Raw genomic sequence first — 16,784 nt, forward strand, 5'->3', positions numbered from 1 at the left:
AGTCTGCCCCCGGTTGCGCCGAGAGCTGGAGCGCGGCTATGTCAGACGTTTCCCCGCAGTCTTCCCGTGCCGCTCGGCCGTCGAGTGGGGCCGGTGCGGGATGTGGCGGTGGTGCGCAGCGCCCTTTTCCTGCGCACCACCGCCCCGATCGCCCGGAAAAGCACCTCACCTTCTGCATTCGGCTAGACAAGACGCCCATCGCGTGACCCTTTTCTGTCATGGGAGCCCGGCGCCCTGAGCTGCGTCCGGTCCCTCTGCTGAAGGAGACTGCCCGGCCCATGCATCGCTACCGCTTCGTCCTGTTGCGCCCCTTGCAGTTCCTGCCGGTCCTGTTCGGAATATCGATCATCACCTTCGTGCTGGTGCGGCTGATCCCGGGGGATCCGGCGCGCATCCTGCTCGGGGCGCGGGCGACACCTTCGGCGCTGGCGCGGATCCGGGCGCAATACGGCTTGGACGAGCCGATCTGGACCCAGTACTTCTACTTCCTGAAAAACCTTTCCGCTGGCGAGATGGGGCGGTCGACCGTCTTCAAGATCGACGTGCTGCCGCTGATCGCCTCGCGCATCGAGCCGACGCTGGCGCTCGTCCTCACCAGCGTCCTGCTGTCGCTGCTGATCGCCGTGCCCTTCGCCGCCATCTCCGCGCGGCGGCAGGGGCGGGCGGCGGATCAGGCGATCCGGATCGTCTCGACCGTCGGCATCGGCCTGCCGCCGTTCTGGCTGGGTCTGGTGCTGATCCTGGTGTTCAGCATCACGCTCGACTGGCTGCCGGTCTCGGGCTATGGCGAGACCCTGCCCGAGAAACTGTCCCATCTGGTGCTGCCCGGTCTGACCGTCGCGCTGTCGCTCTCGGCGGTGCTGACCCGCAGCCTGCGGGCCGGGATGATCGCCGGGCTCGCCTCGGATGTGGCGACGGCGGCGCGGGCGCGGGGCATGCCGGAGGGCGTGGTCTTCTGGCGCCACGTGGTGCCGAACGCGCTGGTGCCGACGGTGAACCTGCTGGCGGTGAACATCGGCTGGCTGATCGGCGGCACCGTGGTCGTGGAGAGCGTCTTCGCCCTGCCCGGCATGGGGCAGCTGCTAGTGCGGGGGATTTTTTCACGCGACTACATGGTGGTGCAGGGGGTGGCGATGACCTTTGCCGTGGCGACGGTGCTGGTGAACTTCCTCGCCGATATCGTCACCGTCGCGCTCGACCCGCGGGTGAAGCTGTGAGCGCGCTGGCGATGCAGATCGGCCGGCGGCCGATGCTCGGCTTCGGGCTGGCGCTGCTGGCAGGGGCGCTGCTGGTCGCGCTGGCCGCGCCGCTGATCGCGCCCTTCGATCCGATCTTTCAGGACGGCACGATGCGCCTGCAGCCCCCGAGCCTCGCGCATCTGTTCGGCACCGACAATTTCGGGCGGGACGTGCTGTCGCGGGTGATCTGGGGCGCGCGGATCGACCTGCAGATTGCGGTGCTGGGCGTGGTGTTTCCCTTCCTGATCGGCACCGCCATCGGCACGCTCGCCGGGTTCTTCGGCGGCTGGGTCGACGCGGTGCTGATGCGGATCATCGACGTGATCCTCGCCTTCCCCTTCCTCGTGCTGATGCTGTCGATCATCGCCATTCTCGGGCCGGGACTGAAGAGCTTTTTCATCGCGATGGCTCTGGTCGGCTGGGTCTCCTATGCGCGGCTGATCCGGGCGCAGATCCTTGTCCTGAAGACGCAGGATTTCGCGGTGGCGGCAGAGAGCCTCGGCTTTTCCCGGATGCGGATCATGTTCCGCCACCTCCTGCCCAATGCGCTGGCCGGGTCGCTGGTCTTCGTCATGTCAGACGCCGTGCTGGTGCTGCTGGGCGGCGCGGCGATCAGCTATATCGGGCTGGGGGTGCAGCCGCCTGTCGCCGAATGGGGGGTGATGGTGGCCGAGGGGCAGGCTTTCGTCACGACCGCCTGGTGGATTACCGTCTTTCCCGGGCTGGCGATCGTGCTTCTTGCCTTCGGCTTCAGCCTCGTCGGCGACGCTCTGGGCGATCTCCTGGGGGTGCGGGAATGAGCGCCGTGCTGCGCATCGAAGATCTGGAGGTCCGGTTCCGCGACGGCGACGAAAGCCGGTTGCTGATCGACCGCGTCTCGCTGGACCTGCAGCGGGGCGAGATCCTCGGGCTGGTCGGCGAGAGCGGGTCGGGCAAGAGCCTCCTTTGCCGGGCGGTGATGGGGCTGCTGCCGTCGCGCAAGCTGGCGATCACCCGGGGCCGGGTGGAGCTGGACGGCGAGACGATCAGCGGCCTGCCGGATGCGGCGATGCTCGGCATCCGCGGGCGGCGGATCGGGATGATTTTCCAGAACCCGACGAGCCATCTCGACCCGGTGATGCGGATCGGCGACCAGATCGCCGAAGGGCTGCGGCGGCATCGCGGGCTGGGCAGGGCGGCGGCGCAGGCCGAGGCGGTCGACCTGCTGCGGCAGGTCGGCTTCACCGATCCGCCGCGGCAGGCGCGGATGTATGCGCATGAGTTTTCCGGCGGCATGCGGCAGCGGGCGATGATCGCCATCGCGCTGGCTTGCGACCCGGAGATCCTGATTGCGGACGAGCCGACCACCGCGCTCGACGTGACCATCCAGGCGCAGAACCTGCGGTTGCTCGCAGACCTGCGGCGGACGCGCGGGCTGTCGATCATCCTCATCACCCATGACCTCGGCGTGGTGGCGCAGGTCTGCGACCGGATCGCGGTGATGCGCAACGGCTCTGTGGTGGAGCAGGGCGAGAAGCGCGCGCTGCTGGCCCATCCGCAGCATCCCTATGCGCAGGCGCTGATCGCCTCGCACCCCTCGCTGCCGCAGGAGGATGCGGTGAGGGAGCCCCTGCGCCCGCACGAGGCGCCGCTGGTCGAGATCGACGATCTGGAGGTCAGCTTCCCGGCGGGAGGCGGGCTCTTCGGGCGCAAGCGCAGCACGAAGGCGCTGGCGGGCGTCAGCCTGCGGGTCGGGCGGGGCGAGACCGTGGGCATCGTCGGCGAGAGCGGCTCGGGGAAAAGCACGCTGGCCCGCGCCCTGCTGGGGCTGCAGCCGGTGACGGCGGGACATATCGCCTTCGACGGCACGGTCCTGACGCTGGAGCGCGCCCGGACGCTGGCGCGGCTGCGGCGCGAGGCGGCGATGGTGTTCCAGGACCCGTTCAACGCGCTGAACTCCCGCATGACCATCGGCGAGACGCTGGCCGAGGTTCTACGGGTGCAGGGCAAGGTGCCGGCCGAGCGGATTCCGGCGCGGATCGGTGAGCTTCTGGACATGGTGGGGCTGGAGCGCGATTTTGCCGCCCGCCGTCCACGCAGCATGAGTGGCGGGCAGTGCCAGCGCGCCGGGATCGCCCGGGCTCTGGCGGTCGATCCGACGCTGATCGTGGCCGATGAATGCGTGGCCGCGCTCGACGTGACCATTCAGGCGCAGATCGTCGCGCTGTTCCGGCGGCTGGTGCAGGATCACGGGCTGACGCTGATCTTCATCGCCCATGACCTCGCGATCGTGCGCACGCTCTGCGAGCGGGTGGTCGTCATGCAGCACGGCCGCATCGTCGAGGATGGCGCCTCGGCCGAGATCTTCGCGCGCCCCGCGCATCCCTATACCGCGGCGCTGATCGCGGCCATCCCCAGCATCGACCCCGACCGGCCTCTCGGCGGTGGCGAGGCCGGGGCAATTTCAGAAACCGGACTCCAACAGGAAGGATTGACGACATGACACGCAAATGGGCCCGCGTCGGCCTGATCGCGCTGACCGTGAGCCTCGGTCTCGGCAGCATCGCCGAGGCCGCGGGCGTGCTGACCATCGGTCGGCGCGAGGATGGCACTACCTTCGATCCGATCGCCACGGCGCAGAACGTCGATTTCTGGGTGTTCTCCAACGTCTATGACGTGCTGGTGCGCGTCGACAAGACCGGCACCAAGCTGGAGCCGGGCCTTGCCGAAAGCTGGGAGATCTCGGAAGACGGGCTGACCTACACCTTCCACCTGCGCGACGCGAACTTCTCCGACGGCACGCCGATCACCGCCGAGGATGCCGCCTTCACCCTGCTGCGCATCCGCGACAACGAGCTGTCGCTCTGGTCTGACAGCTACAGCGTCATCGACACCGCCGAGGCGACCGACGCCAAGACCCTCGTGGTCACGCTGAAGACCGCCTCCGCCCCCTTCCTGTCGACCATGGCCATGCCCGCCGTCTCGGTGGTCTCCAAGGCCGGGATGGAGTCGATGGGCGAGGAGGCCTATGCCGAGAAGCCCATCGCCTCGGGCGCCTTCACCGTCGAGGAATGGCGCCGCGGCGACCGGGTGATCCTGAAGAAGAACCCCGAATTCTGGGAAGCCGACCGGGTCAGCCTCGACGGGGTGGAGTGGATCTCGGTGCCCGACGACAACAGCCGCATGCTGAGCGTGCAGGCGGGCGAGCTGGATGCCGCGATCTTCGTGCCCTTCTCGCGGGTTGAGGAGTTGAAGAAGGACCCCAACCTCAAGGTCTCCGCCGATCCCTCGACGCGGGAGGACCATCTGCTCTTGAACCACGAGCACGAGCCGCTGAACGATCCCAAGGTTCGCGAGGCGCTGGATTACGCCATCGACAAGCAGGCGATCATCGACACCGTGACCTTCGGTCAGGCGCAGGTGGCGAATTCCTACATTCCCGCCGGGGCGCTCTATCACAACGACGCCAACCTGCTGCGCCCCTACGACCCCGAGAAGGCGAAGGCCCTGCTGGCCGAAGCCGGAGCCGAAGGCATGACGCTGGATTACGTCGTGAACGCGGGCAACGAGGTCGACGAGCAGATCGCCGTGCTGTTGCAGCAGCAGCTGGCCGGGGCGGGCGTCACCGTGAACCTGCAGAAGATGGACCCGAGCATGACCTGGGACATGCTGCTGAACGGCGAATACGACCTCTCGGTGATGTACTGGACCAACGACATCCTCGACCCGGACCAGAAGACCACCTTCGTGCTCGGCCATGACGTGAACATGAACTACATGACGCGCTACCAGAACGACGAGGTGAAGCAGCTGGTGGCCGACGCCCGGCTGGAGATGGACACGGCCAAGCGCGAGGCGATGTACACGAAAATACAGGAGCTGTCGAAGGCCGACACCCACTGGATCGACCTCTACTACAGCCCCTTCATCAACGTGAGCCGCGCCAATATCGACGGCTTCACCCAGAACCCGCTGGGGCGGTTCTTCCTCGAGGATACCGTGAAGAACTGACCGGGCAGGGGCCGCCCTCGCTTGGGCGGCCCCCTTCTCTCAGACGCGGCTGTAGTCGATGCCGCGCGCCAGCCAGCAGCCGAGCGTCAGGCCCGCGACCGCGCCCGCCGCATCGCGACGCAGCTGCAGCGTCCAGTCGCCGGGGGCAGGCGCATCCATCGAGCGCCGCGTCGTCACCACCCAGACATCGGGCCCCACGGGCTGCACCCGCTCCATCGGCCCCGCGCCGAGCATGCCCGCGAAGCCCGCATAGACGCCACCATCGCGCGCCTCGATCACGAGATCGGCCTCCAGCTCCTCCGAGTGGTAGCGGCCCACCAGATCGCTGCCGTCTGCGACCTCCAGCACAGGCAGGGGCCGGGCGCGGACCAGCAGATTGTCCGACCCGCGCTCCATCACCAGATCCTCGCCATCGCGGCGCAGGGCGACGCCCGGCCCCCGCGCCACGCCATCCTCGCCGAGGATCAGCCGGTCCGGCCCGGTGGCGAAGCGCAGGGTAAGCCCCTCGGCATCCTCGGTCACCCGCAACAGGAGCCCGCTTACGGGGTCGAGCCACTGGCCCGCCCAGCCCTCGGGCCGCTGGCCCGTCGCAGCCCCATGCCCCAGCACCGCCTGCAGCAGCGAGGCGGCGGCGGCATGGGCGCTGGCCTCGTGGTTGAAGATCACCACCACCGACAGCCGCTCCTCCGCCGCATGGAACCGCTGCGCCCGGAAGCCGCGCAGCGCGCCGCCATGGCCGGTGACCCGCACCCCGGCGACCGTCTCGTGCGACAGGCCGAAGCCGTAGCTCGCAGGCGTGCCATCGGCATAGCTCGGCGGCGCCGACAGGCGACGGTAGAGGCTGGCCTCGTCGTCGCGCGTGGTGTCGATCCAGGCCTCATAGGCCAGCATGTCGTCGAGCGAGGCGGAAATCCCGGCATCGCCGATCCAGAAGATGCCGTTGTCGGCGGCAAAGAACCCGGTCGCGTCATTGCCCTCGTAGCCCACCACGTCATCGGCGGGATGCCTTGTCTCGGAGGTCAGCTCGGCGCCGGTCATTCCGGCAGGGCCGAAGATGTGCTCGGCGTAGAGGTCCGGCAGGGCGCGCCCGGTCTCGGCCTCGATCAGCTCCGACACGATGCGGAAGTTGCAGTTGCAGTAGGAATAGGCCGAACCGGGCGGGAAATGCCCCGTCTTCATCCGCGCGATCAGCGGCAGCGCATCCTCGCGTCGGAAGGTCTGGCTCGCCTCGGCCCCCTGCAGCACGGTCAGCGCCCAGTAGTCGCGCAGGCCCGACTGGTTGTCGCAAAGCTGGCGCACCGTCGGCAGCGGCCCGGTGAACTGCGGCAGGAAGGCCGCGACGCCGGCGTCGAGCTTCGCCGGATCGCCCACCGTCGCCAGCAGCACCCCGCAGGTAAACTGCTTGGAGATCGAGCAGATCGGCAGGCGCGTCCCCACCTGCATCGGCCGCCGCGCTGCCAGATCGGCATAGCCCCAGGCCCGCCGTGCAATCACCTGCCCGTCCTTCACGACGCCCGCAACGCCTCCCGGCCCGGGATAGCTCTGTGCAAGCCGGTCCAGCGCGCGGTCGAGGGCTTCGGGATCGAATGTCGTCATCTTTCATCTCCAGGCTGTCGCTCCCCGGCAGATTGGTCGAGCCCCGGCGCAAGTGCAACGCCTGCTGCCGCCTGCGGGCACTACGGCCGAAATTTTGCGCCGCCGCTGCCGATATTTGCGAGGAGGTGGCCCCCTCACCAGATCCCGTAGCGCTCCTGCAGATAGGCGACGCAGCGGCGGTTCAGGGCGTCGCGGCCGTCGCTGCCTGCCACGCGGTGCAGCGCCGATTCCTCGGTCTGGCTCGGCAGATCGACGAAGAGGCGGCGGCGGGTGGCGGTGAGCCAGACCGGGATGCCGAGCCGCGCCATCTGGCCCGAGAGCCAGATGTCATCGACAGCGCGCAGCGGCTCGGGGATGTCGAGGGCGGCGTCGTCGAGGAACTCCGGGCGGATCAGCACGCCCGACAGGCCCTCGGCGATGTCCATGTATCCCGAGCGGGCATAGCTGCGGGGGCGGGCCCGCAGGAAGGGCGGCACGTCGTCGCCGTAGCGCAGGCGCTGCCACGCCTTGTGCAGCCGGTAGACCGGGTCGCGCTTGCCGCGGCCGCGCTTCATGCGCGGGGCGGGCTCAGTCAACTCGGGCAGGCCCAGATGGCGCAGGTGAAAGCCCTGCACGGCTATGGCCGCCCGGGGCTGGCTGCGCCGCGCGGCAAGCAGGGTCTCGGCCCAGATCGGCGTGTACAGCCGGTCGTCGTCGCAATATAGCAGGTCCAGATCCTCGCCGCGCAGATCGCGCGCCGCAAAGAGCACCTTGGTGGCCGGGCCCAGATCCTCCTCCACCCGGTGCAGGGCGACGCCGCGGGGCAGGGTGGGAAGCTGCCCGTCCCAGTCGGGAAAACGCCGGTAGCGGTGGGGGATGTAGAGACGGACCTCGGCGGCGGGCTGCCGCTGGGCCAGAAGGGCCTCGATCACCCGGGGAAGGTCGGGGAAGCGCGGCGGGATGGAACTGAGCGTGATGACATACATGCCCGATGGCTACGACATTTGCGCCGCCGACGGAACGGGCTGCGCGGGGGGCGAGGGGTGATCTATCTCCTGCGGCACGGCCAGACCGACTTCAACGCCGAGGGCCGGTATCAGGGCCAGAAGGACTCACCGCTCACTGCCATCGGGCGGGATCAGGCGGTCGCGCTGGCCGGGCTTTTGCGGCCGCTGCTTCCGCCGGAGGCCCGCATCGTCGCGAGCCCGCTGGGCCGGGCGATGGAGACGGCCACGCTGTTCCGCAGCGCCCTCGGCCTTGCCTGCGAGATCGAGCAGGACCCTCGGCTGATGGAGGTCGGCATGGGGGCGTGGGACGGGTTGACCCGGGCCGAGATTGCGACGCGCTGGCCGCGACACCGCAAAGGCGAGGGGCACTGGATGTTCCGCGGGCCGGGGGGCGAGAGCTTCGAGGCGCTGTCGCAGCGGCTGGCCGAGGCGCTGACCGATCACGCTGCGCGGGGCGGGCAGACGGTGATCGTCTCGCATGCCGTGGCGGGCCGGGTGCTGCGGGCGCTGCATGCGGGACTCGGTCGCGACGAGGCGCTGGCGCTGGAAGCGCCGCAGGATGCAGCCTTCCGCCTCGCGCCCGGAGGCGAAATCACCCGGCTGGATGCAAGGCCCGACCAGCCGCTGCCCGTCACCACGGCTTCCAGGCGATGAGCAGACCGGGGTTGTCGCAGCGCGCGGCCAGCCCCTTCACGTCGGCCTCGCTCATCCCGGAGTCGGCCTGAGCCGCCACGATCCGCGCATCGGCAAGCGTCACCGGCCCGCGCCGGCAGGCGAGGGTGAAGACCAGCGGGCCAGTGACCCACCACGCTGGGCCCGAGGGCAGCAGGTCCAGCACGCGGGGCAGGGCTGCGATCAGATGCAGCAGCGCCGGGTGGCCCGGCGGGGCGGCGATCAATGCGTTGTTCAGCAGCACCGGCCCTGCGCCGGTCAGGCGGGGGGTCTCCTCGGCCAGCGCGGTCAGCCCGCAGCGCGGAAGCGCCGCGTCGAGCGTGGAGCGGGCGGGATACCAGTCGCAATCGAGATAGATGCCGCCCTCGCGCGCGAGGATGTGATAGCGCGCCACATCCACCACACCGGGCAGGTCGCCCTTCGCGCGCATGTGCCGATAGGCCGGATCGTCCTCCAGTCCCAGCGCCGCCAGATCGGCCTCGTGCCACAGCCGGTAAACGTAGCCCTGCCGCGCCGCCGCCTCGGCCCAGGCGCGGGTCGTCACTGGCGGGGCCGAGCCGATCCAAATCTGATGCACCAGGCGCGGCACCGGCTGCTGCGCCGCCTCGGTCAAGGCCGCGCGGTCGGAGTCATCCGTTCTGAACAACGGGGCGAGCAGCTCGGGCGGCGGCACCAGATGATATTGCAGCGCGGTCTTGGCCCGCAGGTCGCCCTCGGCCTTGGCCAGCCGCAGGAAGCCCGCCTGCAACCGGCGCGGCAGCCCCAGCGCGGTTCGCGGACCGAGCAGATCTCGGTCGGCATCGCCCGCAAGTGCATCGAGCAGCAGCCGTGCCTCGGTCGTACGGCCCTCGCTGCAATGCATGTTTGCCTGCCGGAGAATTTCGTCTACTCTCGCCTTCGCTGACATCCACCGCTTTCTTTGCAATTCTCTCTGCCGCCGACACTTACAGCAGTTGAAGTCCAAGCGAAATCGGTCATCCCTACGCGGCAGTGGACAATGGGCTGATATGCAGGGCGACACCAGTTCTCTTCGCAGGCAAGGCAGTCGCGATCTGCTGCGGATCTCGGATCTGCGGGTGACCTTTCCGCTGATGCGCGGCAAGGTTGAGGCGCTGCGCGGCGCCGGGCTGCGCGTCCTGCCCGGCAAGGTCACGGCGCTGGTGGGCGAGTCCGGCTCGGGCAAGACCGTGCTCGGCCAGACGGTGATGGGGCTGCAGCCGCATATGGCCGAGGTCAGCGGGCAGGTCCTGTTCGACGACCCGCTGGGCAGCCCGGTCGACATGCTGCGCCTGCCGCCCGACGGGCGGCAGATCCGGGCGATGCGCGGAGCCCGGATGGGGATGATCTTTCAGGAGCCGATGACCTCCTTCTCGCCGCTGCACAGCATCGGCAACCAGATCACCGAGGTGCTGAAGATCCACACGCTGCAGGACGCGCCCGACCGCCGGGCGAGTTGCGAGGCGATGCTGGCGCGGGTGGGCTTCTCCAACCCCGCCAAGGTCTTCGACATGTATCCGTTCGAGCTGTCGGGTGGCATGCGGCAGCGGGCGATGATCGCGATGGCGCTGATCTGCGGCCCGGCGCTGCTCATTGCCGACGAGCCGACCACGGCGCTCGATGTCACGATCCAGGCGCAGATCCTCGGGCTTCTGCGCGATCTGCAGCAACAGATGGACATGGCGGTGCTGCTCGTGACCCATGATCTTGGCGTCGTCGCCAATATCGCCGACGAGGTCGTCGTGCTCTATCGCGGCGAGGTGATGGAGGCCGGGACGGTGGACGACATCTTCCGCGCCCCCTCGCACCCCTATCTGCGCGGGCTGATCGAGGCGATCCCCGGCTTCGGCTCCAAAGGGCGCGAGCGGTTGAAGCCCCTGCGCGAGATCGGGCTCGACCGGGTGCGCAAGCTGGGCGAGATCGCCGCGCGCAAGGCGGTGACGCCGGTGAAGCCGGACGGGGTGCTCCTGTCCGTGCGCAACGTCAGCAAGACCTTTGTCAGCCGCAGCGAGGGCTGGTGGTTCGGTGGCGCCGGGCAGGGCGGGCTGGCGGTGGATGACGTGAGCTTCGACATCCGGCGCGGCGAATGCCTTGGCCTCGTGGGCGAGAGCGGCAGCGGCAAGACCACGCTGAGCAAGATCCTGATGCGGGCGGTGGCACCGGATCAGGGGTCGGTGATCTTCGAGGATGCCTCTGGCCGCGCCGTCGATGTGCTGGCCGCCGAGGGCGAGGAATTGCAGAGGCTGCGAACCCGGATTCAGATGATCTTCCAGGACCCGGTCTCGTCGCTTTCGCCGCGCATGACGGTGGGGCGCATCCTCGGCGAGCCGCTGGAGATCCACAAGCGCGGAGACCGGGCCTCGCAGCGCGAGACGGTGGCGACGCTGCTGCATGCCGTGGGGCTCGACCGCGATGCGATCCCGCGCTACCCGCACAGCTTCTCGGGCGGGCAACGTCAGAGGATCGGCATCGCCCGGGCGCTGACGCTGGCGCCGGAGCTGATCATCTGCGACGAGCCGGTATCGGCGCTGGACGTCTCGGTGCAGGCGCAGATCCTGAACCTTCTGAAGGATCTGCAGCGCGAGCTTCATCTGACCTACTTGTTCATCTCGCATAACCTCGCCGTGGTGAATTACATGGCGGACCGGGTCGCGGTGATGTGGCGGGGCCGGATTGTCGAACTGGCGCCCTGCGAGGTGATGATGACGAAGCCCATCCACCCCTACACCCGCGCGCTCCTCGCCGCGGTGCCGATGCCCGATGTGGGGCACCGGCTGGATTTCGCCACGGCGGGCCGCACCAGCGCACTTGCCGCCGAAGACTGGCCCGCAGCCTTCCGCGAGACGCCGGGCGGCGCGCCGCTGCAGCTGGTCGACATCGGTGGCGGGCATCTGGTGCGGGCGCGCGGCATGGCCGATCCCGTGGATCTGGCATCGTGATCACCCGCCGCACCGCGCTGACCCTGCTGGCCGCCGCCGTGGCGACGCCCGCCTCGGCGGCGCGCTTCGTGGGTTCGGACTTTCTGCGCGCGGCGGTGGAGTCAGGCCGCCTGCCCGAGGTGGCCGGCCGCCTGCCGAAGAACCCGCGGGTGATCGACCTCGGGGCGAGCGGTCGTCTGCCCGGCAGGCATGGCGGCACGGCGCGCATGCTGATCGGCGGCCAGCGCGACGTGCGGCTGATCCCGATCAACAGCTATGCCCGGCTGGTCGGCTATGACCCGCATCTGCAACTGCAGCCCGACATCCTCGAAGCCTGCGAGGTCGAGGAGGAACGCCGCTTCACCTTCCACATCCGCGAGGGTCACCGCTGGTCCGACGGCGGCGAGCTGACCTCCGAGGATTTCCGCTACTGCTGGGAAGACGTGATCCTGCACCAGGAACTCGGCGGGATGCAGCGCGAACTGCTGGCGGAAGGCAGGCCGCCGGTCTTCGAGGTGATCGACAAGCTCACCGTCCGCTACACTTGGGAAAACCCGATCCCCGACTTCCTGCCCAATCTCGCCGCCCCGGTGCCGCTGCGCCTGATGCTGCCCGCGGCCTACATGAAGGGCTTCCACGCGAGCTATCAGTCGAAGGAAGCGCTCGACGTCGCGATCAAGGCGCAGCGGGTCGACGACTGGTCGGCGCTGCACACCAAGATGTCGCGGCAGAACCGGCCCGAGAATCCCGACCTCCCGACGCTGGAAGCCTGGCGCCCGCGCACCGCCCCTCCGGCGGAGCAGTTCGTCTTCGAGCGTAATCCCTATTTCCACCGCGTCGACGAGAACGGGCTGCAGCTTCCCTATCTCGACCGGATGGTGCTGAACGTCAGTTCCTACGAGATCATCGGCGCGAAGACCGCGACCGGCGAGAGCGATCTGCAGATGAACAGCATCGATTTCGGCGACTACCCGATGCTGAAGGGTGCGGAGAAGCTGCATCCGGTGACGGTGACGCTGTGGAAGCGCACGCAAGGCTCGCGCGTCGCGCTGCAGCCCAACCTGAACTGTCAGGATGCGGTGTGGCGCACGCTCTTCCGCGACGTGCGGGTGCGCCGCGCGCTGTCGCTGGCCCTGGACCGGACCGAGATCAACAAGGCGCTGTTCTTCGGGCTGGGCAGCGAGAGCGCCGATACCGTGCTTCCCGAAAGCCCGCTCTACCGGCCGGAATATGCGCAGGCCTGGGCGCGGCACGACCCCGAGCAGGCCAATGCCCTGCTGGACGACGCCGGGCTCGCCACGCGGGGCGCAGACGGCATCCGCCTGCTGCCCGATGGTCGTCCGGCGCATCTGATCGTCGAGACGGCGGGGGAAAGCACGCTGGAGACCGATGTGCTGGAGCTGGCGGGGGATCATTTCCGTGCCGTCGGGCTGCGCATCTTCCCACGTTCCTCGCAGCGCGACATCTTCCGCAGCCGGGTGATGGGCGGGGCCGTCACCATGGGGGTCTGGACCGGGCTCGACAATGGCGTGCCCACCGCCGACATGGCGCCAACCCAGCTCGCCCCCACCTCCGACGATCAGGTGCAATGGCCGGCCTGGGGGGTTCATTACCTGTCGGGACATCTGCAGGGCGTGCCGCCCGATCTGCCCGAGGCCGTGCGCCTGGTGGAGCTTCTGGGCGAGTGGCGGCGCAGCGTGACCACCGAGGCGCGCGAGGCGATCTGGCACGAGATGCTGGCGATCCATGCCGATCAGGTCTTCAGCATCGGCACGGTGAACGGCGCGCTGCAGCCGATCCTGCACGCCCGACGGATGAGGAACGTGCCCGAGACTGCGCTCTACGGCTTCGTGCCGACCTCCTTCCTCGGGGTCTACATGCCTGACTGCTTCTGGTATGGGGAGCAGGACTAGTGCTGCGCTACATCCTCTGGCGGGTCTGCGTGATGGTGCCGACACTGGTGCTGATCTCGATGCTCGTCTTCACCATCATCGAGCTGCCGCCGGGCGACTATTTCGAAAGCTACGTGGCCGAGCTACGCGCCCTCGGAGAGACGGCCGACCTGCAGGAGATCGAGGAGCTGCGCGCGCGCTACGGCTTCGACCAGCCGGCGGTGATCCGCTATTTCCACTGGGTCGGCGGGATGCTGACCGGCGATTTCGGCTATTCCTTCGAATACCGCCTGCCGGTGAACGAGGTGGTGGGCGACCGGCTGTGGCTGACGGTCTTCGTCTCCTTCGTGACCATCGTCTTCACCTGGATCATCGCCTTCCCGATCGGGGTCTATTCGGCAACGCACCAATACAGCTGGGGCGATTACGGGCTGACCCTGCTGGGGCTGATCGGCATCGCGGTGCCGAACTTCATGCTGGCGATCATCATGATGTATTTCGCCAACGTCTGGTTCGGCACTTCCATCGGCCATCTGATGGACCGCGAGTTCCTCAACGCGCCGATGAGCTGGCCAAAGTTCCGCTCCATCCTCTCGCATCTGTGGATCCCGGTGGTGATCGTCGGCACGGCGGGCACGGCGGGGATGATCCGGCGGCTGCGGGCCAACCTGCTCGACGAGCTGCACAAGCAATATGTGATGACGGCACGGGCCAAGGGCATGGCTCCGACGCCGCTCCTGCTGAAGTACCCGCTGCGCATGGCACTGAACTTCTTCATCGCCGATATCGGCTCGATCCTGCCCTCGATCATCTCGGGGGCCGAGGTAACGGCGATCATCCTGTCGCTGGAGACCACGGGCCCGATGCTGATCCGCGCGTTGCAGAGCCAGGACATGTATCTGGCCGGGTCATTCCTGATGTATCTCGCCTTCCTGACGGTGATCGGCGTGCTCGTCTCCGACATCGCGCTGTCGATCCTCGATCCGCGGATCAGGCTGGGCGGAGGCAACCGGAAATGACCGCTCCGCTGCCCGGCCCCGGCGAACCGCTGCCGCATTACGTCTCGCAGGCGCCGTTCGATCCCGAGATCGAGCCGCAGGCCGGGGCCACGACGCTGCGCCACGCCTCGCAGCTCGAGCTGATGTGGATGAAGTTCCGCCGTCACCGCATTGCGCTGATCTGCGGCATCTTCCTGCTGCTGATCTACGGCAGCCTGTTCATCAGCGAGTTTCTGGCGCCCTACAACCTGCATAGCCGCGATGTCGATCACATCTATGCCCCGCCGCAGCGGGTGAGGCTGTTTCACGAGGGCGCCTTCGTCGGGCCGCATGTGCTGGGCCAGACCATGACGCTCGACATGGACACGCTGCGCCGGATCTACACCGACAATCCGGGCGAGGTGGAGAAGCTGCGCTTTTTCTGCCACGGCGACAGCTACCGCTTCTGGGGGCTGGTCGAGGCCGATCTGCATCTGGTCTGCCCGGCCGAGGGCGGGCGGCTCTCGCTTCTGGGCACCGACCGGCTGGGACGGGATGTGCTGTCGCGCATCATCTATGGCGCGCGGATCTCGCTGACCATCGGCCTCTTCGGGGTGCTGGTCAGCTTCGTGCTTGGCATCATCATCGGCGGCATCGCCGGCTATCGCGGCGGGGCCTTCGATCTGATCGTGCAGCGGGTGATCGAGGTGCTGCAGTCGATTCCGTCCATTCCGCTCTGGATGGCGCTGGCGGCGATCATCCCGGTATCGTGGAGCCCGATCCTCGTCTATCTCGGCATCACCCTGATCCTCGGGATGCTGGATTGGACGGGGCAGGCGCGGGCGGTGCGATCCAAGCTTTTCGCGCTGCGCGAAGAGGAGTATGTGCTCGCTGCCGAACTGATGGGAGCATCGAGTGCGCGCATTATCGGACGCCACCTCATTCCGGGGTTCCTGTCGCATCTCATCGCCAGTGCCACGCTGGCGGTGCCGGGCATGATCCTCGGCGAGACCGCGCTCAGCTTCCTCGGGCTGGGCCTGCGACCGCCGGTGACGAGCTGGGGCATCTTGTTGACGGAGGCGAAGGGGATCAGCATCATCACGCTCTACCCGTGGCTGCTGTTCCCGATCGTACCTGTTGTGCTGGTTATTCTCGCGTTCAATTTTCTGGGTGACGGCCTTCGAGACGCCGCAGATCCCTATACCTGAAGGAGCGGTCGCATGGCATTTGAACCTGAGAGCGCCGGAGGGCCACAGGGCGGCGGAGCGACGGATGCCGCATCGGCGGATGACGGGCTGGGCCCCGCGACCGCGCGCTTCCATGATGTCCGCATCCTGATGTACAGCCACGACACCTTCGGGCTGGGGCATCTGCGGCGTTGCCGGGCCATCGCGCATGCGCTGGTCGAGAATTTCCGCGGGGTGACGGTGCTGATCATCTCCGGCGCGCCGATCGCGGGGGCCTTCGACTACCGCGCCCGGGTGGATTTCGTGAAGATCCCCAGCGTCATCAAGCTGCGCAACGGCGAATACACCTCGCTCGGCAGCCATATCGCGCTGGACGACACGCTGATGATGCGCCGCTCGATCATCCGCCACACCGCCGAGACCTTCCGCCCCGACATTTTCATCGCCGACAAGGAGCCGATGGGCCTGCAGGGCGAGATCGAGGAGACGCTGACCTATCTCAAGACGCGGGGCACCCGGCTGGTGCTCGGCCTGCGCGAGGTGATGGATGCGCCGCATCTGCTGGACGCCGAATGGCGGCGCGGCGATCTGCTGGCCAAGATCGAGCAGTTCTACGACAACATCTGGATCTACGGCCCCGAGAACTTCCACGACCCGCTGGCCGGTCTCGGTGTCAGCGCGGCGGTGCGGTCGCGGATGAATTATGTGGGCTTTCTGGAGCGCCACGCCCCGGTCGTCGACAGCGATGCCCCCCGACCCGAGGGCCCGTATCTGCTGGTCACCACGGGCGGCGGCGGCGACGGGGCCGAACTGATCCGCGACGTGATCGCGGCCTACCGCGCGGCGCCCCAGCCGCTGCAGCGGGCGCTCTTCGTGCTCGGGCCCTATCTTCCGGCCAAGCAGCGGGCGGAGCTCGCGCATCTGGGCCACGAGCTGCCGGGGATCGAGATCATCGAGTTCGACAACCGGATGGAGCATCTGATCGCCGGGGCAAGTGCCGTGGTCGGGATGGGCGGCTACAACACCTTCTGCGAGATCCTGTCCTTCGACAAACCCGCGCTCATCATCCCCCGTGTGGTCCCGCGCGAGGAGCAGCTGATCCGCGCCCGCCGCGGGGCGGAGCTGGGGCTGGTGCAGATGATGATGCCGGAGGAGGCCGCCGATGCCCCGCGCCTTGCCGAGATGCTGCGCCGCCTTCCCAGCATGCCCCGGCCCTCGGACGCGCCGGAGGCGCTGCGGCTGAACGGGCTCTGCAACATCTGCGCCGATGTGGGCGGCTGGCTGAAAGAGCAGGCCGAAGCGCCGCTGAGCCTGGCGAAAGGGTGACGACC

Annotated in this window: 13 protein-coding genes; 10 read left to right on the plus strand and 3 right to left on the minus strand. The window is 68.3% G+C overall.

Annotation, left to right across the window (positions count from 1 at the left end):
• The first annotated feature begins 278 nt into the window (after window positions 1–278).
• The 4 genes from AC3A5Z_RS13010 to AC3A5Z_RS13025 are packed head-to-tail and all read left to right on the plus strand — an operon-like array spanning window position 279 to window position 5,228.
• Window positions 279–1,217 (plus strand): ABC transporter permease, encoded by a 939-nt coding sequence (locus tag AC3A5Z_RS13010; RefSeq protein WP_487519775.1) that lies wholly within the window; start codon window positions 279–281, stop codon window positions 1,215–1,217.
• Entirely contained in the window at window positions 1,214–2,038 is an 825-nt protein-coding gene (locus AC3A5Z_RS13015; protein ID WP_245941355.1) for an ABC transporter permease, read from the plus strand. Before AC3A5Z_RS13010 ends, AC3A5Z_RS13015 begins: the two co-directional genes overlap by 4 nt.
• The gene (locus AC3A5Z_RS13020) at window positions 2,035–3,720 is read left to right on the plus strand and encodes a dipeptide ABC transporter ATP-binding protein (protein ID WP_487519776.1); all 1,686 of its coding nucleotides are present in this window, start codon (window positions 2,035–2,037) and stop codon (window positions 3,718–3,720) included. The genes AC3A5Z_RS13015 and AC3A5Z_RS13020 overlap by 4 nt, the downstream gene beginning before the upstream one ends.
• Window positions 3,717–5,228, plus strand: a complete 1,512-nt coding sequence (locus tag AC3A5Z_RS13025; RefSeq protein WP_487519777.1) for an ABC transporter substrate-binding protein — start codon at window positions 3,717–3,719, stop codon at window positions 5,226–5,228. Before AC3A5Z_RS13020 ends, AC3A5Z_RS13025 begins: the two co-directional genes overlap by 4 nt.
• A gap of 39 nt (window positions 5,229–5,267) precedes the next feature.
• On the opposite strand, the gene AC3A5Z_RS13030 is transcribed toward AC3A5Z_RS13025, so the two are convergent.
• Together AC3A5Z_RS13030 and AC3A5Z_RS13035 are read right to left on the minus strand one after the other, a co-directional pair.
• A complete protein-coding gene (locus AC3A5Z_RS13030; protein ID WP_487519778.1) occupies window positions 5,268–6,824 on the minus strand; it encodes a D-aminopeptidase in 1,557 nt (518 codons plus the stop codon).
• Between the two features lie 134 nt (window positions 6,825–6,958).
• On the minus strand, window positions 6,959–7,789 hold the full coding sequence (locus tag AC3A5Z_RS13035) for a glycosyltransferase family 2 protein (protein ID WP_487519779.1): 831 nt from the start codon (window positions 7,787–7,789) through the stop codon (window positions 6,959–6,961).
• A 57-nt stretch (window positions 7,790–7,846) separates the two neighbouring features.
• Between AC3A5Z_RS13035 and AC3A5Z_RS13040 the strand changes: the two genes are divergently transcribed.
• Window positions 7,847–8,464 (plus strand): histidine phosphatase family protein, encoded by a 618-nt coding sequence (locus AC3A5Z_RS13040; RefSeq protein ID WP_487519780.1) that lies wholly within the window; start codon window positions 7,847–7,849, stop codon window positions 8,462–8,464.
• Here the strand turns inward: AC3A5Z_RS13040 and AC3A5Z_RS13045 are convergent.
• Window positions 8,442–9,344 carry a glycosyltransferase family 32 protein gene (locus AC3A5Z_RS13045; RefSeq protein WP_487519781.1) on the minus strand — a complete coding sequence of 301 codons (903 nt, stop codon included), beginning with the start codon at window positions 9,342–9,344 and terminating at the stop codon, window positions 8,442–8,444. The two genes, AC3A5Z_RS13040 and AC3A5Z_RS13045, sit on opposite strands and share 23 nt — an antisense overlap.
• A gap of 145 nt (window positions 9,345–9,489) precedes the next feature.
• On the opposite strand from AC3A5Z_RS13045, the gene AC3A5Z_RS13050 reads away from it, so the two are divergent.
• From AC3A5Z_RS13050 to AC3A5Z_RS13070, 5 genes are read left to right on the plus strand one after another with little or no spacing between them, the layout of a single operon-like run.
• Window positions 9,490–11,418, plus strand: a complete 1,929-nt coding sequence (locus AC3A5Z_RS13050) for a dipeptide ABC transporter ATP-binding protein (RefSeq protein WP_487519782.1) — start codon at window positions 9,490–9,492, stop codon at window positions 11,416–11,418.
• Window positions 11,415–13,310: an ABC transporter substrate-binding protein gene (locus tag AC3A5Z_RS13055; RefSeq protein WP_487519783.1), complete on the plus strand. Its 1,896-nt coding sequence runs from the start codon at window positions 11,415–11,417 to the stop codon at window positions 13,308–13,310. Before AC3A5Z_RS13050 ends, AC3A5Z_RS13055 begins: the two co-directional genes overlap by 4 nt.
• Complete coding sequence (locus tag AC3A5Z_RS13060) at window positions 13,310–14,308, plus strand: ABC transporter permease (protein WP_487519784.1); 999 nt, start codon at window positions 13,310–13,312, stop codon at window positions 14,306–14,308. The genes AC3A5Z_RS13055 and AC3A5Z_RS13060 overlap by 1 nt, the downstream gene beginning before the upstream one ends.
• The gene (locus tag AC3A5Z_RS13065) at window positions 14,305–15,474 is read left to right on the plus strand and encodes an ABC transporter permease (RefSeq protein WP_487519785.1); all 1,170 of its coding nucleotides are present in this window, start codon (window positions 14,305–14,307) and stop codon (window positions 15,472–15,474) included. The genes AC3A5Z_RS13060 and AC3A5Z_RS13065 overlap by 4 nt, the downstream gene beginning before the upstream one ends.
• 12 nt (window positions 15,475–15,486) lie before the next feature.
• Window positions 15,487–16,779 carry a glycosyltransferase family protein gene (locus AC3A5Z_RS13070; protein ID WP_487519786.1) on the plus strand — a complete coding sequence of 431 codons (1,293 nt, stop codon included), beginning with the start codon at window positions 15,487–15,489 and terminating at the stop codon, window positions 16,777–16,779.
• The last annotated feature ends 5 nt before the right edge of the window (window positions 16,780–16,784 follow it).

It is taken from the genome of Cereibacter sp. Soil_C_27, assembly GCF_057657095.1.